Source organism: Bradyrhizobium sediminis (assembly GCF_018736105.1).
In the GTDB taxonomy this organism is placed as follows: Bacteria; Pseudomonadota; Alphaproteobacteria; order Rhizobiales; family Xanthobacteraceae; genus Bradyrhizobium.
Genome location: NZ_CP076135.1, coordinates 4,450,135 through 4,471,751, shown reverse-complemented (window position 1 = coordinate 4,471,751; position 21,617 = coordinate 4,450,135). Strand labels below are relative to the sequence as shown.

Genomic DNA, 21,617 nt, shown 5'->3' with positions numbered 1-21,617 from the left:
TTCAGGGAGAAGTTGTGCCGGTTTTGTGCCCGCGACAAGTCCTGCGTCCGCAATGCTACAATGCCGGAATCAAAGCGAACGAGGAGCGGCCATGGGCGTGGATCTGTTGAATATCAGAGGTCTGAAGCAGCTGGAGCATCAGGGGCCGGTCGTGATGGTGAACCTGATGCGGTTCCACCCGCACTCTCTCGACGGCGACGGCACGGGCTGGGATGCGTATCTGCGCTACAGCGCGCTCACCGTGCCGATGATCAAGGCGCGCGGCGGCACGCTGCTGTGGACCGGCGACGCCAAGGCGGTCGCGCTGGGCGCGCCCGACGGCAATCAGTGGGACTATCTGGCGCTGGTGTATTACCCGTCGGTGGCCGCCTTCACCGATATGATGACCTCGGCCGATTACGAAAACCGCTGCGACCCGCACCGCCGCAACGGCTGCGCCGAGCATGTCATCATCTGCACGAAGGAGGCCTACAGCAAGTTCAAGATCGGCTAAAACCGCCGCACCAGGTCCGGCGTGATTTCGCTGATCTTGCGGATGCCGAGCAGCGCCAGATCGCGGTCGATCTCGTCCTTGAGCAGCGTCAGCGCGCGGCTTACCCCGGCTTCGCCGCCGGCGACGGCGGCGTAGAGCAGCGGCCGGCCGACGAAGACGAAGTCGGCGCCGAGCGCCAGGGCCTTGATCACGTCGGTGCCGCGCCGGATACCGCCGTCGAGCATCACGGTCATGCCGTGGGCTTCGGCTGATATCTCCGGCAGCATGCGCAGCGCCGACACGGTGCAGTCGAGCTGGCGGCCGCCATGGTTGGAGACCATCACGCCGTCGACGCCGCTCTCGCGCGCGATCCGCGCATCCGCCGGCGAGATCAGGCCCTTGACGACGAGCTTGCCCTTCCAGCGCTTGCGGATCAGCTCGACATGCTTCCAGGAGAGCTGGTCGCGGTGACCGATGTTGCGCATCAGGTTCTTGGAGAGCACCGGCGGACCCTGCTTGGCGTCCATGTTCTCGAAATGCGGCATGCCGTGATTCATCAGCGTGCGCGCCCAGGTGCCGAACAGCCAGTGCGGATGCGTGACCGTGTCCCAGACGACGCGCGGCGTGATCGCCAGCGGGACTTGGAAGCCGTTGCGGATGTTGTTCTCGCGGTTGGGCGGCACCGGCACGTCGGCGGTAACGACGAAGGTATCGTAACCGGCGGCGGCGACGCGGTCGACCATCGGCTCGATGCGCGAGGGGACGCCGGCGAGATAAGCCTGGTACCAGGCATCGGGATTGGCGCGCTTGACGTCCTCGAGCGTGATCAGCGACGATGCGCTCAGGATCATCGGCAGGTTCATGGCAGCGGCCGCGCGCGTCAGCACGATGTCGCCGCGATAGGCGCACAGCGCCGACGAGCCCATCGGCGGAATGCCGAACGGCGAGGCATAGGTCTTGCCGAACAGCGTCGTGGTCTGATCGCGGCCGGAGACGTCGTTGAGCACGCGCGGCACGAAGCCGTATTCGTCCAAGGCTTTTCGATTGTCGCGCACCGCGGCATCGGTCTCGGCGCCGCCAGAGATGTAGCCGTAGAGGAATTTCGGCAGCCGGCGGCGGGCGGTCGCCTCGAAATCATCGAGCGACAGATAGCGCCGCAGGGCGCGCGGCACCGGGCGCTTCTCGCGATTCACGGTCGGCGGCGGGGGAGTTGTGGGCGCGGTCTTGTCGTGCACGTCGGCGAACCTTCTTTCGGGGGTCTTGGCCATCATGGTGTGACAGAGCGGAGCGAGCGTCAACCTCCGCTACAGGCCCCGGCACGCAAGATCATGATCCGATTAGATCGAATCGGATCATGATCGCATCTTTTTGTTGGAGCATGATCTCCGGGCAAACGCTTCGCGTTTGTCCCGAGGGAAAACCGGTTCCCGCTTTTCCGGATCATGCTCTAGCGTCTGGCGGGGCGGCCGCCAGGCTTCTGGTCCGCCTTGCCGACGGACTGGCTGACATCGTGGAGCATGCGGCGGGTGTCCGCCATCAAGGCGCCGGAGCGCTTGTCGAAACTTTCGATCAGTTCGCGAAGCGAAATCACGGTCGGCAGCAGGTCGCCGCCATATTTGGCGCTGCCGAGGCTCGCCAGAAACTTGTCGGTTTTGGCAAGACCGCTGTCGACGCCTGCCATGGCGTTGTCGGCGGCAGAGACGATCTCGGTGATCCGCTCGCCATTACCCGCGAGCGTCGCGGTGAAGGTCTCGAAATTCCGCAGCGTATCCTTCACCGCCACCTGATTGTCGGCGATGATCTTGTCGACGTTGCGCAGCGCCACCCGGATCTTTTCCTGGACATCGAGCAGCGCGTCCGGATCGGCGGTCAGCACCGGCACCCCGTCCTTGTCCAGCGGGACCGGCGGACCGTCGATCGAGCCGCCGATCAGCGATATCGCCGCCACGCCGGTCAGCCCCTGAAACTCCAGTCCGACCTCGGTGTCCTTGCGCACCGGCGCGCTGCTGTCGATCATCGCCATCGCGACCACCCGGCGCGGGTGATCCAGCTTCAGCGAAACCACTTCGCCGACCCTGATGCCGTCGAAATTGACGCTGCCGCCCTTGTGCAGGCCGGAGGCGGCACCTTCGAAAATGACCCGCAGCGGCACCTGCCCCCGGATGCCGGCGAACTTCTTGACCCCGAGGAACGTGCCGAATCCCCCGGCGATCAACGCCAGGAACAGGGATCCGATCATCAGGCTGCTCGCCCGCCATCTCATGTTCGAAGTATCCAGCTGCAAACAGCGGCAAGAGATAGCGCACTTGCCGTCCCGCGTCACCGCTTTCCGGACGGTCTGCGGCGGGTCAGTCCGCCGCCGCGGGCCTTCGCGAGGCGACGAAAACGCCGGTCAGCACCAGCGCGAAGCCGATCACGTGGAAAAGTTGCGGCTGCTCGCCGAGAAACACGATGGCCATCGCCGCTCCGAACACCGGGATGACGTGAAAGAAGGGGGCCGCGCGGTTGGCGCCGATCAGCTGCACGCCGCGATTGAAGCACAGATAGGCCAGCGTCGAGGGAAACACCGCGACGTAGAACAGCGACAGGAGGTTGGCGGTGTCGATCCGCATCACCGGCCGGGCGAGCAGTTCCCAGATCAGCAGCGGAATCAGCACGGCAGCGCCGCAGCCGAAGGTGAAGCCGACGAACGACAGGCCGTGAATCCGCGGGCGCTTGTAGGACAGCGCCGAATACAGCCCGAAGATCGCCAGCGCGGCGACGAAGATGATATCGCCGGCGTTGAACTCGATATTCTTCAGCGTGGTCAGGTCGCCGTGCAGCAGGATCACCAGCACGCCGACCAGCGACAGCGCGAGCCCGCCGGCCTGCGCCAGCGTCAGCCGGACGCCGAGCAGGACCAGCGACCATGCCGCGACGAACAGCGGTCCGGCCGATTGCAGCAACAGCGTGTTCAGCGCCTGGGTATGCTCGAGCGCCCAGTATTGCATGGTATTGAAGGCGCCGATCCCGGTGATGGACAGAATCACCATGGTGCCGAGGTGGCGGCGTATCGCGGCCCAGTCGCGCACCAGATGGTTCCAGGCGAACGGCAGGATGATGAGGAACGCCAGCGACCAGCGCAGGAACGACAGCGTCACCGGGGGAATATGCCCGGCGGCGAGCCGGCCGACGATGGCGTTGCCGGCCCAGCACAGCGAGGTGATGGACAGCAGCAGATAGGGCTGGTTGGCGATCCAGTTCCCGGAAGGGGCGGCATCGGTAGTCGGATCGGAAGCAGACATTCGCTGAGCTCGGTTGATGACGCCGCGCCCGCCCGGCGCGGACAGCCGGGCCGGAATGTTCGCCCGGCACACCTCAAAGACACGGATTTGTCGTCGACATCAATGGCGCAGGATGCATCTCGACCATGCGCCGGACAGGCCGGGTCACGGTTCGCGCGCACGGGGAACTTCGCGGCGGCGGCCGCCGCGAAGGCCCTACTACCGACGAATGCTGCCGGTCAGGCTACCTTGGTCTCGATCTCGCGGAGGCCGGAGGCAGGCGAACCATTGATCGCGATCCGGCGCGGCTTCATCGCTTCCGGGATTTCGCGGGTCAGTTCGATCTGCAGCAAGCCGTTGTCGAACGTCGCGCCCCTGACCTGGACATAGTCGGCCAAGTTGAACTGACGCTTGAACGGCCGCGAAGAGATGCCTTGGTAGAGGAATTCGCGCTGCGTCTTCTCGGCCTTGCGGCCTTCGACCGTCAGCACGTTCTGCTCGGCGGTGACGGTGATCTCATCGGGCGCGAAGCCGGCGAGCGCCAGCGATATCTGATAGCGGTCCTCGCCGAGCCGCTCGACGTTACAGGGCGGGTAGTTGTCGTCGCTGCCGGCATGCTGCGCTGCATCGACGAGATCGAAAAAGCGGTCAAAGCCGATCGTCGACCGCCAGAGCGGAGTGAAGTCGTAGGTTCTCATAGCCAAATCCTCCGTTGAGCAAGTTGGGTACGAGCAGGCACCGGACATCACCGATGCCCGCCTCATCCGGGCCCCCGAGAGGCGCCCGGGCCGCAGGTCGCGGCAGTCAAAAAACTAGCAAACGCCTTTGCAGTTTCAAGAGACCGCACAATTTTTTGGTAAACCTGATCGCGGGCGGCCCGTAGGCTCCAGGCCGACGGTCAAAAATTTTCGCAGGGGTCTTGAAGTCGGTCCCGGTTTTTCTAAGTCGTTTTCCGTCCCGAAACGAAAGGAGTTCAGGAGGACGACATGACCGATCTCGACCGAAACTTTGATGAAAATGTCTACGATCTGAACGCCATTTTGCATCCCGGTTCGGTATTCGATCATCCCCGGGATGTGCTGGCCGACGCAACGCTGTCGCGGGCAGAGAAACGGGCCATCCTGGCCTCCTGGGCATCCGATGCCGCAGCGGTGACGTCCTGCCCCTCGTTGCGCGTCATCCCCGGAGCCAGGCGGACGGTCTCGATCGACGAGATCCTCGAAGCGTTGTCCAGCCTGGACCAGCCACCGAGAAATCCGCCGGGGGGGAAGCCGGCCCGGCTCAAATCTGTCGAACGGACGTCGCTCGCGGCCTGAGCGATTGCGCGCCTCGAAGTGGGACCGGCGGCGCTTGGCGCCCGTTGCGTGGCGGGGACGGTGCTGCCGGATGGTATCCTTGGCGCGATTTTACATCGTCAGTTCGTGTGCGACGGCGCCTGCGGCGATGGCGGCGTCATTGGGATCGATCTCGATCTGCAGTCCGCGCTGACCGCCATTGACGTACACGGTCAGATGGCTGAGCGCCGCCTGTTCGATCGCGACCGGCACAAGCCTCCTCTGCCCGAACGGGCTGATACCGCCGACATGATAGCCGGTCAGCCGCTCGGCATCGGCCGGGCGCATCATGTTCGCCGCCTTGCCGTCGAACGCCGCGGCGAGCTTTTTCATGCTGACTTCGCGATCCGACGGCACGATCACGCAGACCGGCCTGCCGTCGACCTCGGCCATCAGGGTCTTCAGCATGCGCCCTGGTTCGACGCCGAGCGCCTCGGCGGCCTGCAGGCCGATCTTGTTGTCCACGTTGGAATCGTAGACATAGGTGTGCAGCTTGAAGGCGCAGCCAAGCTTCCGCAGCGCAAGGGTCGCAGGCGTGGTCTTCGACATGGCGCCGCCGCTCCTCGTCAGATATCCCGGAAGTTCAGATAGCAGAGTTTCGGGCGGGCCGTCACGCCTGCCCGGATCATGACCGCAATGCGCATGCAGCAGGCGAGGCAGGGTACCTCGCGGCCGGTCCGCTACCTGGCGCGACGGGGCCGCAGCATCACCGTGACGCCGACGACGATGAGCAGCAGGGGCCACCATTGCGCCAGCAGCTTCCTGATTTCCGCCGCCGGAGCAACATCGAGATTGATCAGGAGGAAGATCACGCCAAGCAGGATCAGGATCACCGCACCGATATGCAAACGCATGTTGGCCTCCACCAGACTCTCAGCGCCGCATGATCGCACTGTTGAAGACACTGTCAATGCAATGCTGCTACGCCCTTGACCTGCATCAAGCGAGGGCCGGAAAAACCGGCAGAACCTTTTGCTAGGTTGCGAGGCGAGGGAGGGGCCAAATGGCTCAAGCGGCACAACGCAGAATTTTCAGTCCGGAGCGAATGCTTGCATTCAGCGACGGGGTGATTGCCGTTGCGATGACGCTGCTGGTTCTCGATGTCAGGCTTCCCGCAATGAGCGGCAGTGTCGACGAATCCCAACTCGCGGACGCTTTGGTTGGAATCCTTCCCAAGCTCGGGATGTACGCGTTGAGCTTCGTCGTGGTCGGGTCGATCTGGCTCGCCCACCACCAGAAGTTCTCCTATATCGAACGCGTCGATCGCCGGCTGATGCAGCTCAATCTGCTGTTCCTGATGTCGGTCGGCCTGGTGCCGATTGTGACAAGCCTCGTCAGCGAGTACTCCAACAAGGTCGCCACCATGGCCTATGCGGCGAGCATGATGACGACGCTGTTGCTTCTGGCTGCAACCGGCTGGTACGCGGCGCGTCATGCCGATCTGATCGCCAAGACCGCGCCTCGCGATATCGGGCGCGAGTTGATTCTCGTTCCCCTGCTGTCGGCGGCGGTATTTGCGGCTTCGATCGGAGTAGCGGCGGTGGATTCTACCGCCGGCCGTTTGATGTGGGTGCTGACGTTTCCCGTCACGCTGCTCGCGGTCTTGAAGCTTCCGCGGATGACGGATGCATGACGGATCGAACGGTCGCTGCGGTTGATTGCGCTGCAACTTTGCCCGTATCCGGCGAGCGGGTTTGACTCACGTCAATGTCCGGCGGCGGTGGCCCGATATTGTTGGATTTTCCCGCAATCTCGAAAGGATCGCACATCATGAGCAGGAACGTTGGATCGGTCGATCGGATCATACGTGTCGTGGTGGGGCTTCTGCTGATCGCATACGCCATTCCCATCGGCTTCTCGCAGACCGGCTGGAATTGGGTCGGCTGGATCGGCGTGGTGCCGCTGCTGACCGCTGTCTTTGGCTATTGCCCGGCCTACTCGCTGTTCGGCATGTCCACCTGCCCGCTCAAACAGCAGAGCTGACGGCGCGCATCGTCCAATCGATCTGGGCCTCGTGCCCCTGAACCGGAGAGAATACCATGGCGGCAAGATTCGGGATCGTGCTGGTTGCTTCCGCAGCCTTGGGTGTCAGCGCGCTGCTGGCGACCGCCGCTGCACAGCCGGGTCCGGGGCCCGGATTCATGGGCCCGGGCATGATGTCGGGTCCCGGCATGATGGGGTCGGGGATGATGGGCCGCCGCGGTTTCGGCGCGATGTGCAATCCGGGTGCAACCGGATTTGCGGAGTGGCGGGCCGACAGGATCGCCGAACTGGTCAAGCTGACCGACGCGCAGCGCGGCAAGTTCGATGAATTCAAGGCGGCGTCGATCAAGTCGGCCGAGGTGATGCGCAACGCCTGCCAGACCGATGTTCCCGAGACCATTGTCGGGCGAACCGAGGCCATGGAAAAGCGCATGGACACCATGCTGCAGGCCATCCGCACCATGCGGCCCGCGCTGGAGGCGTTCTACGCGACGCTGAGCGATGAGCAAAAAGCCAAGCTCAATTCCAATTACGGCCGCGGCCGGTTCGGGCGCTGGCGCGACCGCTGGTAAACGGGTGCGCAGCTCACCGGCTAAGCTGGCGGCATGAACGAATCACCCGATAAGCCGGCCGGCAGCCTGCTCGGGCGCATCTGGAGCCGGCTCGGCCCCGGGCTCGTGACCGGCGCGGCGGATGACGATCCCAGCGGGATCGCCACCCACAGCCAGATCGGCGCGCAGTTCGGCTTCGGGCTGGCGTGGACGTTCGTGCTCAGTTTTCCGCTGATGGTGGTGATCCAGGAGGTCGCCGCCCGGATCGGCAGCGTCAGCGGACGCGGCATCGCGCACAATCTGCGGCGACATTACCCGCCGTGGCTGTTGCGGCTGGTCGTGACGCTGCTGCTGGTCGCCAACATCATCAACCTCGGCGCCGATCTCGGCGCGATGGGGGCGGCGCTTCAGCTGCTGATCGGCGGGCCGGAGCACCTCTACACCCTGCTGTTCGGCGTCGTCTGCATCGTGCTCGAGGTCTGGCTCAGCTATCCGCGCTATGCCGCGGTGCTGAAATGGGGAACGCTTTCGCTGTTCTCCTATGTCGCCGTCGTGTTCGTGGCCGACGTGCCGTGGATGGCTGCGGTGAAATCGCTGCTCATTCCGGCCATCGACCTCACCGGCGCTTCCGCGATGGCGATGGTGGCGATTCTCGGCACCACCATCAGCCCCTATCTGTTTTTCTGGCAGGCCGGGCAGGAAGTCGAGGAGCAGCACCGCCACCACGCCAAGCCGCTGTGCGTGGCGCCGAAGACGGCGGGGCCGGAGCTCGCCCGCATCCGCATCGATACCATCACCGGGATGGCGTTCAGTTCGCTGGTGTCGCTGGCGATCGTGTTCGCCACCGCCGCGACGCTGCACGCGCACGGAATTACCGATATCGCCACCTCGGCGCAGGCCGCCGAGGCGCTGCGCCCGATCGCCGGCGAATTCGCCTTCGCGCTGTTCGCTCTGGGGATCATCGGCACCGGCCTCTTGGCGGTGCCGGTACTGGCGGGTTCGGCGGCCTATGCGGTCAGCGAGGTGTTCGGCTGGACCGAAAGCCTCGATGCCCGCCCCAACGACGCCCGCGCCTTCTATGCGACCATCGCGGTGGCCACGCTGCTCGGCGCCGCGCTCAATTTCGTCGGACTCGATCCGGTGAAGGCGCTGTATTGGGCGGCGGTCGTCAATGGCGTGCTGGCAGCACCCCTGATGGCGGTGATGATGCTGATCGTCCGCAACCCGCGGGTGATGGGGCGGTTGACGGTATCGCGGTCGATGGCGGTCTGGGGCTGGGCCGCGACCGCGGTGATGGCCGCGGCGTCACTGGGGTTTTTCATGCTGCGTTAGAGGCGTGCCGCACCCGGCCGTCGCCGCGCTGGACGGCCGCCATCGTGCGGCCACAAATTTTCAGGGGATATCAATGGGTTGAGGCCCTTCTAACCCGGCCCCGAGGGCCCGTTCTTGCTTGCCTAGATCACCTGCTTCCTTTATCCGATGGGGTGCCTCGCATGCGAGCGGCCCCGGCCGTGTTTTAGCTGGGGGCGTACGCGCGAGCATGATCCGGAAAAGCGGGACCGGTTTCCTTCGGGACAAGCCGGCCGGTTGCCCGGAGATCGTGCTCCAACGAAGCGAGTTGCAGAGGGATAACTTACGAAATGGCCAATGTCGTCGTCGTCGGCGCCCAATGGGGTGACGAAGGGAAGGGCAAGATTGTCGACTGGTTGTCGGAGCAGGCCGATATCGTCGTGCGCTTCCAGGGCGGCCACAATGCCGGCCATACCCTCGTCATCAACGGCATCACCTACAAGCTGGCGCTGTTGCCCTCCGGCGTGCTGCGGCCGTCGAAGCTCGCGGTGATCGGCAACGGCGTGGTGTTCGACCCGCAGGCCTTCCTCGATGAAGTGACGAAACTCAAGGGCCAGGGCGTCGCCATCAGCCCGGACAATCTGCGCATCGCCGAGAACGTCACGCTGATCCTGCCGCTGCATCGCGACCTCGATTCGATCCGCGAATCCGCTTCGGCCCTGACCGCGATCGGCACCACGCGGCGCGGCATCGGTCCGGCCTATGAAGACAAGGTCGGGCGCCGCGCCATCCGGCTGATGGACCTCGCCGATCTCGATACGCTGCCGCACAAGATCGACCGGCTCCTGGCGCATCACAACGCGCTGCGCCGCGGGCTCAAGCTGGAAGAGATCGACGGAGCCGGCATCCTGAAGGAGTTGAGCGCGCTGGCGCCGCAGCTTCTGCCCTATGCCGAGACGGTGTGGCGGCTGCTCGACCAGAAACGCCGCGAGGGCAAGCGCATCCTGTTCGAGGGCGCGCAGGGTGCGCTGCTGGACGTCGATCACGGCACCTACCCCTACGTCACCTCGTCCAACACCGTGGCGGCGCAGGCGGCGACCGGTACCGGTATGGGGCCGTCGGCGGTCGGCTACGTGCTCGGGATCTGCAAGGCCTATACGACCCGGGTCGGGCAGGGGCCGTTTCCGACCGAACAGGACAACGAGATCGGCCGCCGGATCGGCGAGCGCGGCCGCGAGTTCGGCACCAATACCGGCCGGCCGCGGCGCTGCGGCTGGTTCGACGCGGTGCTGGTGCGCCAGACCGTGCGGACCTGCGGCATCAACGGACTGGCGCTGACCAAGCTGGATATTCTCGACGGTTTCGACGCCATCGAGGTCTGCACCGGTTATATGCTGGATGGTAAGGAGATCGACCATCTGCCGGCGGGCGAGGGCGCCCAGGCCCGGGTGGTGCCGGTCTACGAGACCATCGAAGGCTGGAAGGAACCGACCGCCAATGCCCGTTCCTGGGCGGATTTGCCGGCCCAGGCCATCAAATATGTCCGCCGGGTCGAGGAATTGGTGGGTTGTCCAATCGCCTTGCTTTCCACCAGCCCGGAACGCGAAGATACTATTCTGGTACAGAACCCGTTCGAGGCTTAACGAGATATTACCGGGAAGTCCGCATTGTTGAGTACAAATGGCTGATTACTACCCGCTGATCGCCCGCGCCATCGCCGGACTGGATCCCAGTGCTCCCGGCGAGAGCCGCCGCGCGCTGTATGAGCGGGCGCGCACCGCGCTGATCGCGCAGCTGCGCAGCGTGCAGCCGCCGTTGAGCGAATCCGAAATCACCCGCGAGCGGCTGTCGCTGGAAGAGGCCGTGCGCAAGGTCGAATCCGAAGCCGCCCAGCGCGCCCGCGACGCCTCGCGCAGCGCCCGCGGCGGCGACGGGGGCCGCGCCGGCGATTCCTTCCGCGCCACCACCCGCCCCGCAGCGCGGCCGGCCGAACCGGCGCCACCGGCCACCGCCCAGCCGCAGCAGCCACCGCCGCGGCCGCGTCCCCCCGGGCAGCCGCCGGCCCGCAACGAACGGCCGCCGCTCGGCCAGGACGACCGCGCCCCGCGCGGCTCGCGCCCCGACGCCGCCCCGCCGCTGCCGCGTCCGCAGCCGCCGCAACCGCAGGTCTCGATGCAGGACCCGCAGCTGCCGCCGACCCGGGAACGGCCGGGCGCGCCGCGCCGCGGTTCCGACAGCGCCATCCCGCAGGCGCCGGGCATGCGCGGCTTCCGCGACATCGCCGCCGATGCCGACGATCTCGGCCGCGCCGCCGCGCAGGCCAGCCGCGCCGCGCGAAAGACCTATGCCAACGTGCCTTCGCCCTCGCCGGAATTCGACCGGCTCGAGCCGAGCATGGAGAACCGCGGCGCCGATCCCGACGCGCCCTATTCCTATGACGAATCCGTCGAGGAGGCCGAGCGCTACGCGCCGCCGCCGCAGGCGCCCGCCGCGCGCACCCGGATCGGCCAGGATCGCGAGCCGAAGAGGCGCGTCCGGTCAGGCACGGTGTTTCCGTTCAAGAGCGCGATCGCGGTCGGCGTGGTCCTGATCCTGGTCGGCGCCGGCATCCTGTGGGGCAAGTCGCTGGTGACGGCGGTCAGCGGACTGTTCAAGTCGCAGCCCGCCGTGGTCGAAGCCCCGAAGGATCCCTCGACGTCGCTGTCGAAGCCGAAGATTCCCGATCGTGTCGGCCAGCCGTCGTCATCGGATCAGCTCGCCCCGGTGGCGCAGCGGGTGGTGCTGTATGACGAGGATCCGTCCGATCCCAAGGGCAAGCAATATGTCGGCTCGGTGATCTGGCGCACCGAACCGATCAAGGCGTCCGGCAATCAGAAGGCCGATATCGCGGTGCGCGCCGACATCGAAATCCCCGACCGCAAGTTCAAGATGACGATGTCGTTCCGCCGCAACACCGACACCTCGCTGCCGGCCAGCCATACCGCGGAGCTGACGTTCATCCTGCCGCAGGATTTCACCGGCGGCGGCGTCGGCAACGTGCCGGGCATCCTGATGAAATCCAACGAGCAGGCGCGCGGCACGCCGCTGTCGGCGCTGGCCGTCAAGGTCACCGACGGCTTCTTCCTGGTCGGCCTGTCCAACGTCGATTCCGAGCGCTCGCGCAACCTGCAGCTCCTGAAGGAGCGCTCCTGGTTCGACGTGCCGCTGGTCTACGTCAACCAGCGCCGCGCCATCATCGCCATCGAAAAGGGCGCCCCCGGCGAACGCGCCTTCAACGAGGCGTTCGCGGCGTGGGGCGAGTAGGCGGACGTTTGGGGCGTTGAGAAGCGCCGCTTGATGGCGTACTCCGGGATGGCGTGTTGAGCCGCTCCGGATTTCGCAAGCGCTCCATCCGGGCTACCAGACTCTATCAACGTCATTGCGAGCGAAGCGAAGCAATCCATTTCACCGCTTGCTGAGACATGGATTGCTTCGTCGCAAGCGCTCCCTTGCGCAAACGCTCTGCGTTTGTCGCAGGCAATGACGTCGTGGCAGTTTTGTTTCGAATTTCAAACAGCAGACATGCGTCCGAGAGGTGTGGTGCTGTTGCGAGTCACCAAACAACAAAGGCCGAGCTTTCGCCCGGCCTTTCGCATTTCCGATGGATGCCCGGGTCAAGCCCGGCAATGACGAGGAGAGTGTGGTAGGTCACAACACCCGATTACTCTCCTTCACCTTCTCCGCATCCAGATACACGCTGCTCCCCATCTCCTTGAACTTCTGCGACATCTGCGCCATGCCCGCCTTCGCCAAGGCTTCGGCGGGCAAGCCGTCCTCAAGTACACCCGACACCGACATGCCAACACTGCCGCCCGCCACCGCGCGCTTGTCGGGATCGTTCAGCGTCGCGGCGTAGTCCCGCACGTCCTGGGTGATCTTCATCGAGCAGAATTTCGGGCCGCACATCGAGCAGAAATGCGCGACCTTGTGGGCTTCCTTCGGCAGCGTCTCGTCGTGGTAGAGCCGGGCGGTTTCCGGGTCGAGGCCGAGGTTGAACTGGTCCTCCCAGCGGAAGTCGAAGCGGGCGCGGCTCAGCGCGTCGTCGCGCAGTTGCGCGGCGGGGTGGCCCTTGCCGAGATCGGAGGCGTGGGCGGCGATCTTGTAGGTGATGACGCCGACCTTGACGTCGTCGCGGTTGGGGAGACCCAGATGCTCCTTCGGCGTGACATAGCACAGCATGGCGCAGCCGAACCAGCCGATCATGGCCGCACCAATGCCTGAGGTGATGTGGTCGTAGCCCGGCGCGATGTCGGTGGTCAGCGGCCCCAGCGTGTAGAACGGCGCCTCGCCGCACTCCTTGAGCTGCTTGTCCATGTTGATCTTGATCTTGTGCAGCGGCACGTGGCCGGGGCCTTCGATCATCACCTGGCAGCCCTTCTTCCACGCGATCTGCGTGAGCTCGCCGAGCGTCTCCAGTTCGGCGAATTGCGCGCGGTCGTTGGCATCAGCGATCGAGCCCGGCCGCAGGCCGTCGCCGAGCGAGAACGACACGTCGTATTTGCGCATCAAGTCGCAGATTTCCTCGAAATGCGTGTAGAGGAAGCTTTCCTTGTGATGCGCCAGGCACCACTTCGCCATGATCGAGCCGCCGCGCGAGACGATGCCGGTGACGCGGTTGGCGGTGAGGTGGATGTAGGGCAGCCGCACGCCCGCGTGGATCGTGAAATAATCGACGCCCTGTTCGCACTGCTCGATCAGCGTGTCCTTGTAGAGCTCCCAGGTCAGCTTGACCGGATCGCCGTCGCACTTCTCCAGCGCCTGGTAGATCGGAACGGTGCCAATCGGGATCGGCGCGTTGCGCAGGATCCATTCCCGCGTGGTGTGGATGTTGCGCCCCGTGGAGAGGTCCATCACGGTGTCGGCGCCCCAGCGGATCGCCCACACCATCTTGTCGACTTCTTCCTCGACCGACGAGGTGACCGCGGAGTTGCCGATATTGGCGTTGATCTTGGTCAGGAAGTTGCGGCCGATGATCATCGGCTCGAGTTCGCCGTGGTTGATGTTGCAGGGGATGATGGCGCGGCCGCGCGCGATCTCGCTGCGGACGAATTCCGGGGTGACGAAGGCCGGCACCGACGCGCCGAAACTTTCGCCGTCGGCAATGGCGGCTTCGGCGCGCTCGAGCTGCATTTTGCGGCCAAGGTTCTCACGGGTGGCGACATAGATCATCTCCTTGGTGATGATGCCGGCGCGGGCGAATTCGAGCTGGGTGATCATGTGGCCGTCGAGCCCGCGCAGCGGCTTGTGATGCGCAATGAAGGATTTCGCGGCATGCGCGGCGCCGACATTGCCGTTGTCCTCCGGCTTGATGTCGCGGCCCTGATATTCCTCGACGCCGCCGCGCTCCTTGACCCAGGCGATGCGGCCGCGCGCGAGACCGGCGTTGACGTCGATGGTCACGGCCGGATCGGTGTAGGGGCCCGAGGTATCGTAGACCGGCAGGTCAGGCTCGCCGGCGCCCTTGCTCAAAATGATCTCGCGCAGCGGCACCCGCAGGTCGGGCGCCTCGTCGGGCGTGACGAAGATCTTGCGCGAGGACGGCAGCGGGCCTGTCGTGACGGCGGGCAGCGTGGTGTCGGGATTGGAGCGGATGTTCATGGCCTATCCTCCTGTGATTCTTGTTGTCGTTTTCGTTATTGCGAGCGCAGCCAAGGCGCCCACCCCAATAAGAGTGTCGTCGCCCGGCTTGACCGGGCGATCCAGTACGCCGCGGCTTCTCGGTTGAACACGACCGTCTCTGGAATACTGGGTCGCCCGGTCAAGCCGGGCGATGACAACGGTGTTTGTTTCGGCAGTGGGCGATTTCGTAAGTCTCATCACGCCGCCTCCGCGTTCAGTCCGAGCCACGCGCGCACCCGGGCGTCGGGGTCGGCGTTCTGGGTGACGTCGCTGACGACGGCGATGGAGTCAGCGCCGGCTTTGAAAATCTCGGCGGCGTGTTCGAGCTTGATGCCGCCGATCGCGACCAGCGGGATGTTGCCGATGCGTTTCTTCCATTCGGTGATTTTCGGAATGCCCTGCGGCGCGAAGCGCATCGATTTCAGCGTGGTCGGGAAGATCGGCCCGAGCGCGACGTAATCGGGTTTGGCGCGCAGCGCGGTTTCGAGTTCCTCGTCGTCATGGGTGGAGATGCCGAGCGTCAGGCCGGCTGCGCGGATCGCCTTGAGGTCGGCATCGACAAGGTCCTCCTGGCCGAGATGCAGATGCCTGGCGCCCGCCGTGATCGCCGCGCGCCAGTAGTCGTTGACCACCAGCCTCGCCGGCGTGCCCTTGATCACCTCCAGCGCGTCGCGCACGATCTGCAGCGCGTCGGCATCGTTCAGCTCCTTGGCGCGCAGTTGAATGGTGCCGACGCCGAGCAGCGCCAGCCGCGCCACCCAGGCGACGCTGTCGACGACGGGATAAAATCGATCAGGATACGGCATGCCAGAACGGGGTCCCAACGACAGGAGTGGAAGGGGAGGCGAAGTCGCGGGCTTCCATCAGCCCGGCTTGATAGGCAGTGCGGCCTGCCTCGATGCTGAGCCGAAACGCGTTCGCCATCGCGACGGGGTCGGCGGCTTTGGCAATCGCGGTGTTCAGGAGCACGGCGTCGTAGCCGAGTTCCAGCGCCTGCGCCGCATGCGACGGCGCGCCCAAACCGGCATCGACCACCAGCGTGATGTCGGGCAGGCGGTCGCGCAGCAGTTTTAAGGCATCGCGGTTGACGATGCCCCTGGCGCTGCCGATCGGCGCCGCCCACGGCATCACAACCTTGCAGCCGGCATCGACCAACCGCATCGCGACGCCGAGATCCTCGGTGCAATAGGGAAACACCTCGAAGCCGTCCTTGATCAGGATGGAGGCGGCCTCGACCAGGCCAACCACGTCGGGCTGCAGCGTGTCGTTGTCGGCGATCACTTCCAGCTTGATCCATGATGTCGCAAACAGTTCGCGCGCCAGCTTCGCCGTGGTCACCGCCTCGCGCACGCTGCGGCAGCCGGCGGTGTTCGGCAACACCGTCACATCGAGCTCGCGGATCAGCGACCAGAACGCATCGCCGGTCTTGCCGCCGGCGGATTCGCGCCGCAGCGACACCGTGACGATGTTGGCGCCGGAGCTGCGGATCGCCTGCTGCATGATCGCCGGCGACGGATACAGCGCGCTGCCGATCAGGAGGCGGGAGGTGAATTCGCGGTCGTAGAATTTCAGCATGATCGCCGTCCCAACACGCAGCTGTCGTCCCCGCGAACGCGGGGACCCATACGCCGTGTCTTCTCAATGTGGCAGTGTGGTAGAAACCTTTCGTAACCACGAAGGCCTGTGGTTATGGGTCCCTGCGTTCGCAGGGACGACAGGTGTAGAGTGTGATGCGCACCCATCCTCACCCTCCCTGCCGCGGCGTGATGATCTCGATTTCGTCGCCGTGCTTGAGCGGCGTCTCGGCCCAGCGGCTCTTCGGCAGTACGTCGTAGTTCAGCGCGATCGCGAAATGGGTGCCCTCATATTCGAGTTCGGCGAGCAGCGCGTCGACGCTTGACGAGGAAATTTCCCGCGCCTCGCCGTTGACGATCACACGCATCGCATCACCTCGTTGTCGATCTGGCCGCGTTCGACGAAGTTGAGCGTCAGTTCCGCCAGCGCCGGCGCGATCAGGAAGCCGTGGCGATAGAGCCCGTTGACCGCGATATGCTTCTTGTCGATCGCGATGCGCGGCAAATTGTCGGGAAACGCCGGGCGCAGGCCCGAGCCGAATTCGAGAATCCGCGCTTCGGCGAACGCCGGGTGCACCGCATAGGCCGCGCCGAGCAATTCCAGCGCGGAGCGGACGCTGACGCCGGTGTCCTCAGCCTCGATCGAGGTCGCGCCCAGCATGAACAGGTTGTCCTCGCGCGGGATCACGTAGAGCGGCCAGCGCGGATGGATCAGCCGCACCGGGCGCGCCAGTTGAACCTCGCTGGTTTCGATCAGGATCAGCTCGCCCTTGACGCCGCGCAGCTCGGGCTGGGTGTCGCGCGCGGAAAGCCCGCGGCAATCGATCACGATACCGTCGAGCTCGGCGGGCTCAGGCTCGCTGTTGAACTTGATGGTGCCGCCGGCGGCGATGATGCGCTCGTGCAGTTTCGGCAGCACGCGGCGCGGCTCGACATGGCCCTCGTCGGCAAAGTACAGCGCTTCGCGGAAGCGGCCTTCCAGCGAGGGTTCGAGTTCGGCGAGGCCGCGCGCATCGAGCCGCTGGTGGCCTGTCGTGAGCCTGGCAAAGCGTTCGAAATCGTTGCGCTCGCGCGGCAGCGCCACCACCAGCGAGCCGTTGAACGGGGTATCCGGCAATTCGCGGCGCCACAGATCGAGCGATTTCAGGCCGAGCCGGCTGATGATGGGTTCGGCGACCTCGCTCTCGCAATAGGGCGCCAGCATGCCGCCGGCCCAGTGGCTGGTGGAGAGCATCATCGCCTCGTCGCTGCGCTCGTGCAGCGTGACGTCGTGGCCGGCCTGCGCGAACAACAGCGCCTGCCAGGCGCCGGCAATGCCGGCGCCGATGATGGAAACCGGGGATTCCCCCCCGGGCGCGACGGGCGACGGCCCGCGCTGTGCTTTCGAACTCTGGTACATCCCTGTCCCTTCGCCGGCATGACCCGGATCAGGTTCAAAGGGTCACCGCGGTCTCTCGCCTGAAAACAGGTTCGAGCGTGCGGTATCTCAGCTCCTCGTCGGAGCTCCCCTCGGAACGGGGCTAATGTAGGCCGATGGCAGGGAGTGTCAACGCTGCGCAGCCGGTTTGCACCGGTCTAGCGCGCGGGAACCCGCTGTGCCTTGGCGTCGGCGGAGTTCCCGGTCGCGTGTTTCCGCGGCGGACCGGCTGATACCTCGATCGGACTGCCGGAAGGCTCCTGCCCCTGAACCGCGATGCGCTCCAGCCGCTGGCGCTTGGCGGCGTGGTAATAGCCGCTGGCGTAATAGGCCATGGCGCGGTTGTGGTCGCCGTTGGCGGCGCGAAAGGCGCCGGCGAGATACTTCACGCCATAGGTCAGATTGGTGGCGGGATCGCGCAGCCCTTCGGCGTCGCCGCCGTAGCCGAGGCCGCGCGCGGTCGCGAGCTTGATCTGCATCAGCCCGATGGTGCCGCCGCGCCCGACCAGCTGCGGCTGGTAGCGGCTCTCATGCTTGATCACGCGATGCACCAGCGCTTCCGGCACCGCATTGGCGCTGGCGTGGGTCGCGACCAGCGCATCGTATTCGGCGCGCTGCGCCAGCGCGCTTTCCGAAAATGGCAGTGTGGCGATGGCGGCGAAGCAAGCGAGCGACAGCAAACGTTTCATCGGGAAAAGGGCCTCGGTGCTGTTATGGGGGGCTGGGCACCTCCATTGCCGCAATCGCCGGGCAGGGATGTGGCCAAATCCCGGCTTTCTCGGGCGTATTGCCCATGCTTTGGCGGGCCGGATTTACCAAGAATTATGCCCTGGCGTGCTTCGATTGACCGGAAAAGTCCGAAAATCCGGCCGCGCCAATGACCCTATCCGTCGCCCACACCACGGAGGCCGCGCACCCCCTGCGCGGCTTGCTGCCGTTATGGGTCGGCGTCGCCATCTACGCGCTGTTTCTTTTGGCCGGAAACCGGCTGCTGATCGATCCCGACACGATGTGGCAGATCACCGTCGGGCAGTGGATATCAGACTACCGCGCGGTGCCGGAGACCGACGTCTATTCCTTCACCATGCGCGGCCAGCCCTGGATCTCGACGCAGTGGCTGGCGCAGGTGATGTACGCCAAGGCCTTCGCGATGTTCGGCTGGAGCGGGCCGGTGGTGCTGGCGGCATCAGCGATATCGGCGACTTTCGCGCTATCAACGAAATTCCTCAACCGGCATTTGAGCGAAAGCACCACCCTGGTGTTCATCGCCGCAGGCCTGGCGCTGGCGGTGCCGCATCTGTTGGCGCGGCCGCATGTGCTGGCGCTGCCGGTCATGGTGGCATGGGTCTGCGGCATGATATCGGCGGCGGACCGCCGCGCGGCGCCGTCGTTGCGGCTGCTGCCGCTGATGGCGCTGTGGGCCAACCTGCATGGCGGCTTCGTGTTCGGTCTGGTCTTGATCGCGCCGATCGCGCTTGACGCGGTGTGGAGCGCGGAAGCGCGCTTGCGCAAATCGCTGGCGCTGCGCTGGGCAGCGTTCGGCGCGGCGGCGCTGCTGACGAGTTTCGTCACGCCCTATGGCTGGAATGCGCTGCTGGCGTCGCAAAAGATCCTCGGCCTCGGCGCCGCACTGCCGTTGATCATGGAATGGAAGCCGGCGGATTTCGGCAGCCTCGGCGCGCTCGAGGTCTGCCTGCTGCTCGGCACCGGGCTCGCACTCTATCGCGGCATCAAACTGCCGCCGGTGCGCATCGTGCTGCTGCTGGGACTGGTGCACATGGCGCTCGCGCAAGGCCGCGCCAGCGAAATCCTGGCGCTGCTGGCGCCGCTCGTTCTCGCCGCGCCGCTGGGCAAGCAGATCGGCGGCGCGGCGACGGCCCCTTCCACCGCCGCGCCGATGCGCGGACTATTGTTCGCCGGTGTCGCGGCCGCGCTCTTGGCGGCAACGATCGCCTGGACGTCAGTGCATCGCTTCGAGCCGCATACCCGCGGCTCGCCGGTCGCGGCGGTGGCTGCGCTGAAGCAACTGAAACTGTCGCGCGTGTTCAACGATTACGATTTCGGCGGCTATCTGATCGCCAACGGCGTCGCGCCCTTCATCGACGGCCGCACCGAACTCTACGGCGAGAAATTTTTCGTCGACCACAATGCGGCGTCCGGCCTGATGGAACCGGAAAACCTGTTCCGGCTGCTGGAAGCGTACAACATCGAGGCGACGCTGATGCGTACGCAAAGTGCGGCGAGCAAATTGCTCGACCATGTCGACGGCTGGCAGAAGATTTACAGCGATGATATCGCCACGATTCATCTCCGCAAATCAGGTGCGGTGCACAGCAGGCAACCGGCGGTCGATCCGAAGGCGAAATAAATCTTCAAATTATTTCCGGCGTCTCGCCGTGCAATAGACGCAATGCGCGGCAAGAATTATAATCCGCTTGCGTCAATATCCGGCAGCAATCCTGTCCAACTTCCAGCACCACCACCAGCTCAAAACCAAGAGACGACAAGGGAGACGCGCATGGCCCGAAGAGAGTTCGGCTATCTGCCCCGTGAAAATCCTTGTGCCCAATGCGGCGAGCCGATCGCCGCCCCGGACTGGATCGAAAACGGTCCGCGCCGCATTTCCTATCTGTGGCGCTGCAAGGCCTGTAATTACCGCTTCGAGGCGGTGGCGTTCTACGATGCGTCGCAGTCGGACCGGGAAACCCCGCTGGCGGCCTGACGGAACTCGTTGAAGGGCATTGCGTTAGTTTCCTCCTTCATCAACCCAAGGAGGGACGATGATGACCGACGTCATGACCAAACAACATCAGTTGATTGCGAGCGACCGGGTCGAAGGCACCGCGGTGCGGCGGCCCAACGGCGACAGGATCGGCCACATCGAGCGGCTGATGATCGACAAGGTTTCCGGCAAGGTGGCCTACGCCATCCTCAGTTTCGGCGGGTTCCTCGGCATGGGAACCAGCCTCTTGCCGCTGCCGTGGGAGCGTCTCACCTACAATACGACGTTCGAGGCCTACCAGCTCGATATCGACGACGAGGAGCTGAAGCGCGCGCCGTCGTTCCGCGCCGACAAGGATTTCGACTGGGGCGACCGCTCGCAGGAAGCCGAGCTGCATCGCTATTATCGCACACCGCCGTACTGGGGCGCGTTCTGATCGCATTCGCAGCCTGGTGTCTTGAAAACCGCAACGCAGCAGCGCGAGCTGTCCGCGCCCGTGGTGACGTGTTCCGCGGAACCGATCGCCCTTCATCGTGGATGTTGCAATCGTGGATGTTGAAAATGTGCCCGGCCTCCGGAACGGCCGGAGGCGTAGCGGGTTTTCTCCCGATCGATTTCAAATCAGGGAGAACCCCAGATGTTGGCAAGATTCATGACGGCGGGTCTGGTCGGATCCGCATTGCTTGCGACGGTTGCTTTCGCGCAGACCCCGACCGCCACCACCGACAGCGCCAAGTCGTCGCCGTCGATGGTGTCGGACACTTCGATGCAGGGCAACTGGCGTGCCTCGAAGCTCGTCGGGCTCAGGGTCTACAACGACGCCAATGAAAGTCTCGGCTCGATCAACGATCTCCTGACCGACAAGAGCGGGAACATCAAGGCGGTGGTGCTCGGCGTCGGCGGCTTCCTCGGCGTCGGCGAGCATCTGGTCGCCGTTCCCTTCGACAAGATCAGGTTCGTCAACGAGCCGGTCGCCTACACCGGCGCCGCGAACGCACCGGGCAGCCGCCCGTCGTCGACCACGACCACGGGCGCCGCCACCGGCACCGCGCCTCCGCCGATCGCATCGAAGCCCAACCCGTGGTATCCGGATCACGCCGTGTTCAGCGCCACCAAAGATGCGCTGAAGGCGATGCCCGAGTTCAAATATGCGATCTGAGCGGGCAAGGCCCATGCCTTAAGGCCCTCGCCTTAACGCCTTGAGCCGATGATCCGAAATGGCCGGACGGCAGCGCTGCCGCCCGGCCTTGTTCTGCAGCGGTTCGATGCGCCGGCCTCGGCGCACGGAAGCATGGTGCGGCGCATCCTTTCGGCGCCGGTATCCCGATGTTAGGCTGCCTGCGCGGCAGGAGC

The 21,617-nt window shown here is 65.2% G+C and carries 24 protein-coding genes and 1 riboswitch; of the genes, 12 read left to right on the top strand and 12 right to left on the bottom strand.

Translation table 11 applies throughout. The features are described from left to right. Window positions 1–91 precede the first annotated feature (91 nt). Window positions 92–493, top strand: a complete 402-nt coding sequence (locus KMZ68_RS21310) for a DUF1330 domain-containing protein (RefSeq protein ID WP_215613127.1) — start codon at window positions 92–94, stop codon at window positions 491–493. Here KMZ68_RS21310 and KMZ68_RS21305 read toward each other — a convergent pair. The 4 genes from KMZ68_RS21305 to hspB form a co-directional block, all read right to left on the bottom strand. Beyond that, on the bottom strand, window positions 490–1,644 hold the full coding sequence (locus KMZ68_RS21305; RefSeq protein ID WP_215616425.1) for an alpha-hydroxy acid oxidase: 1,155 nt from the start codon (window positions 1,642–1,644) through the stop codon (window positions 490–492). The two genes, KMZ68_RS21310 and KMZ68_RS21305, sit on opposite strands and share 4 nt — an antisense overlap. A gap of 275 nt (window positions 1,645–1,919) precedes the next feature. Beyond that, entirely contained in the window at window positions 1,920–2,711 is a 792-nt protein-coding gene (locus KMZ68_RS21300; protein WP_249779438.1) for an MlaD family protein, read from the bottom strand. 109 nt (window positions 2,712–2,820) lie between these two features. Further along, window positions 2,821–3,756 carry a DMT family transporter gene (locus KMZ68_RS21295; protein WP_215613125.1) on the bottom strand — a complete coding sequence of 312 codons (936 nt, stop codon included), beginning with the start codon at window positions 3,754–3,756 and terminating at the stop codon, window positions 2,821–2,823. A gap of 218 nt (window positions 3,757–3,974) precedes the next feature. Continuing rightward, complete coding sequence (hspB, locus tag KMZ68_RS21290; protein WP_215613124.1) at window positions 3,975–4,433, bottom strand: small heat shock protein HspB; 459 nt, start codon at window positions 4,431–4,433, stop codon at window positions 3,975–3,977. 288 nt (window positions 4,434–4,721) lie between these two features. Here hspB and KMZ68_RS21285 point away from each other — a divergent pair, with 288 nt between their 5' ends. Then, window positions 4,722–5,051: a hypothetical protein gene (locus KMZ68_RS21285; RefSeq protein WP_215613123.1), complete on the top strand. Its 330-nt coding sequence runs from the start codon at window positions 4,722–4,724 to the stop codon at window positions 5,049–5,051. 90 nt (window positions 5,052–5,141) lie between these two features. Here KMZ68_RS21285 and ybaK read toward each other — a convergent pair whose 3' ends face one another. Together ybaK and KMZ68_RS21275 are read right to left on the bottom strand one after the other, a co-directional pair. Then, entirely contained in the window at window positions 5,142–5,618 is a 477-nt protein-coding gene (gene ybaK / locus KMZ68_RS21280; RefSeq protein WP_215613122.1) for a Cys-tRNA(Pro) deacylase, read from the bottom strand. Window positions 5,619–5,749: 131 nt separating this feature from the next. Beyond that, entirely contained in the window at window positions 5,750–5,923 is a 174-nt protein-coding gene (locus tag KMZ68_RS21275; RefSeq protein ID WP_215613121.1) for a LiaF transmembrane domain-containing protein, read from the bottom strand. 191 nt (window positions 5,924–6,114) lie between these two features. On the opposite strand from KMZ68_RS21275, the gene KMZ68_RS21270 reads away from it, so the two are divergent. The 6 genes from KMZ68_RS21270 to KMZ68_RS21245 all read left to right on the top strand — a co-directional run bounded on the left by KMZ68_RS21270 (window position 6,115) and on the right by KMZ68_RS21245 (window position 12,196). Then, complete coding sequence (locus tag KMZ68_RS21270) at window positions 6,115–6,702, top strand: TMEM175 family protein (RefSeq protein ID WP_215613120.1); 588 nt, start codon at window positions 6,115–6,117, stop codon at window positions 6,700–6,702. A 137-nt stretch (window positions 6,703–6,839) separates the two neighbouring features. After that, window positions 6,840–7,052: a YgaP family membrane protein gene (locus KMZ68_RS21265; RefSeq protein WP_215613119.1), complete on the top strand. Its 213-nt coding sequence runs from the start codon at window positions 6,840–6,842 to the stop codon at window positions 7,050–7,052. A 56-nt stretch (window positions 7,053–7,108) separates the two neighbouring features. Next, on the top strand, window positions 7,109–7,624 hold the full coding sequence (locus tag KMZ68_RS21260; RefSeq protein ID WP_215613118.1) for a Spy/CpxP family protein refolding chaperone: 516 nt from the start codon (window positions 7,109–7,111) through the stop codon (window positions 7,622–7,624). A 33-nt stretch (window positions 7,625–7,657) separates the two neighbouring features. Next, window positions 7,658–8,935, top strand: coding sequence for an NRAMP family divalent metal transporter (locus KMZ68_RS21255; RefSeq protein WP_215613117.1), 1,278 nt, complete (start codon window positions 7,658–7,660; stop codon window positions 8,933–8,935). 308 nt (window positions 8,936–9,243) lie between these two features. After that, a complete protein-coding gene (locus KMZ68_RS21250; protein WP_215613116.1) occupies window positions 9,244–10,536 on the top strand; it encodes an adenylosuccinate synthase in 1,293 nt (430 codons plus the stop codon). Window positions 10,537–10,573: 37 nt separating this feature from the next. Beyond that, window positions 10,574–12,196, top strand: coding sequence for a hypothetical protein (locus KMZ68_RS21245; RefSeq protein ID WP_215613115.1), 1,623 nt, complete (start codon window positions 10,574–10,576; stop codon window positions 12,194–12,196). Window positions 12,197–12,580: 384 nt separating this feature from the next. Here the strand turns inward: KMZ68_RS21245 and thiC are convergent, their stop codons facing one another. From thiC to KMZ68_RS21215, 6 genes are all read right to left on the bottom strand, one after another. Then, complete coding sequence (gene thiC, locus KMZ68_RS21240; protein ID WP_215613114.1) at window positions 12,581–14,530, bottom strand: phosphomethylpyrimidine synthase ThiC; 1,950 nt, start codon at window positions 14,528–14,530, stop codon at window positions 12,581–12,583. Window positions 14,531–14,748: 218 nt separating this feature from the next. Next, entirely contained in the window at window positions 14,749–15,357 is a 609-nt protein-coding gene (locus tag KMZ68_RS21235) for a thiamine phosphate synthase (protein WP_215613113.1), read from the bottom strand. After that, entirely contained in the window at window positions 15,344–16,126 is a 783-nt protein-coding gene (locus KMZ68_RS21230; protein ID WP_215613112.1) for a thiazole synthase, read from the bottom strand. Before KMZ68_RS21230 ends, KMZ68_RS21235 begins: the two co-directional genes overlap by 14 nt. Window positions 16,127–16,295: 169 nt before the next feature. Continuing rightward, window positions 16,296–16,493 (bottom strand): sulfur carrier protein ThiS, encoded by a 198-nt coding sequence (gene thiS, locus KMZ68_RS21225; protein WP_215613111.1) that lies wholly within the window; start codon window positions 16,491–16,493, stop codon window positions 16,296–16,298. Beyond that, window positions 16,484–17,524 (bottom strand): FAD-dependent oxidoreductase, encoded by a 1,041-nt coding sequence (locus KMZ68_RS21220; RefSeq protein ID WP_215613110.1) that lies wholly within the window; start codon window positions 17,522–17,524, stop codon window positions 16,484–16,486. The genes thiS and KMZ68_RS21220 overlap by 10 nt, the downstream gene beginning before the upstream one ends. Continuing rightward, a riboswitch (TPP riboswitch) is annotated at window positions 17,512–17,645 on the bottom strand. It overlaps the preceding gene by 13 nt. 55 nt (window positions 17,646–17,700) lie before the next feature. Then, complete coding sequence (locus KMZ68_RS21215; RefSeq protein ID WP_215613109.1) at window positions 17,701–18,231, bottom strand: lytic transglycosylase domain-containing protein; 531 nt, start codon at window positions 18,229–18,231, stop codon at window positions 17,701–17,703. Window positions 18,232–18,419: 188 nt separating this feature from the next. Between KMZ68_RS21215 and KMZ68_RS21210 the strand changes: the two genes are divergently transcribed. From KMZ68_RS21210 to KMZ68_RS21195, 4 genes are all read left to right on the top strand, one after another. Then, complete coding sequence (locus tag KMZ68_RS21210) at window positions 18,420–19,910, top strand: hypothetical protein (protein WP_215613108.1); 1,491 nt, start codon at window positions 18,420–18,422, stop codon at window positions 19,908–19,910. A gap of 150 nt (window positions 19,911–20,060) precedes the next feature. Continuing rightward, window positions 20,061–20,264: a hypothetical protein gene (locus KMZ68_RS21205; protein ID WP_215613107.1), complete on the top strand. Its 204-nt coding sequence runs from the start codon at window positions 20,061–20,063 to the stop codon at window positions 20,262–20,264. A 58-nt stretch (window positions 20,265–20,322) separates the two neighbouring features. Further along, window positions 20,323–20,700 carry a PRC-barrel domain-containing protein gene (locus KMZ68_RS21200; protein WP_215613106.1) on the top strand — a complete coding sequence of 126 codons (378 nt, stop codon included), beginning with the start codon at window positions 20,323–20,325 and terminating at the stop codon, window positions 20,698–20,700. A 201-nt stretch (window positions 20,701–20,901) separates the two neighbouring features. Further along, window positions 20,902–21,423 (top strand): PRC-barrel domain-containing protein, encoded by a 522-nt coding sequence (locus KMZ68_RS21195; protein ID WP_215613105.1) that lies wholly within the window; start codon window positions 20,902–20,904, stop codon window positions 21,421–21,423. The last annotated feature ends 194 nt before the right edge of the window (window positions 21,424–21,617 follow it).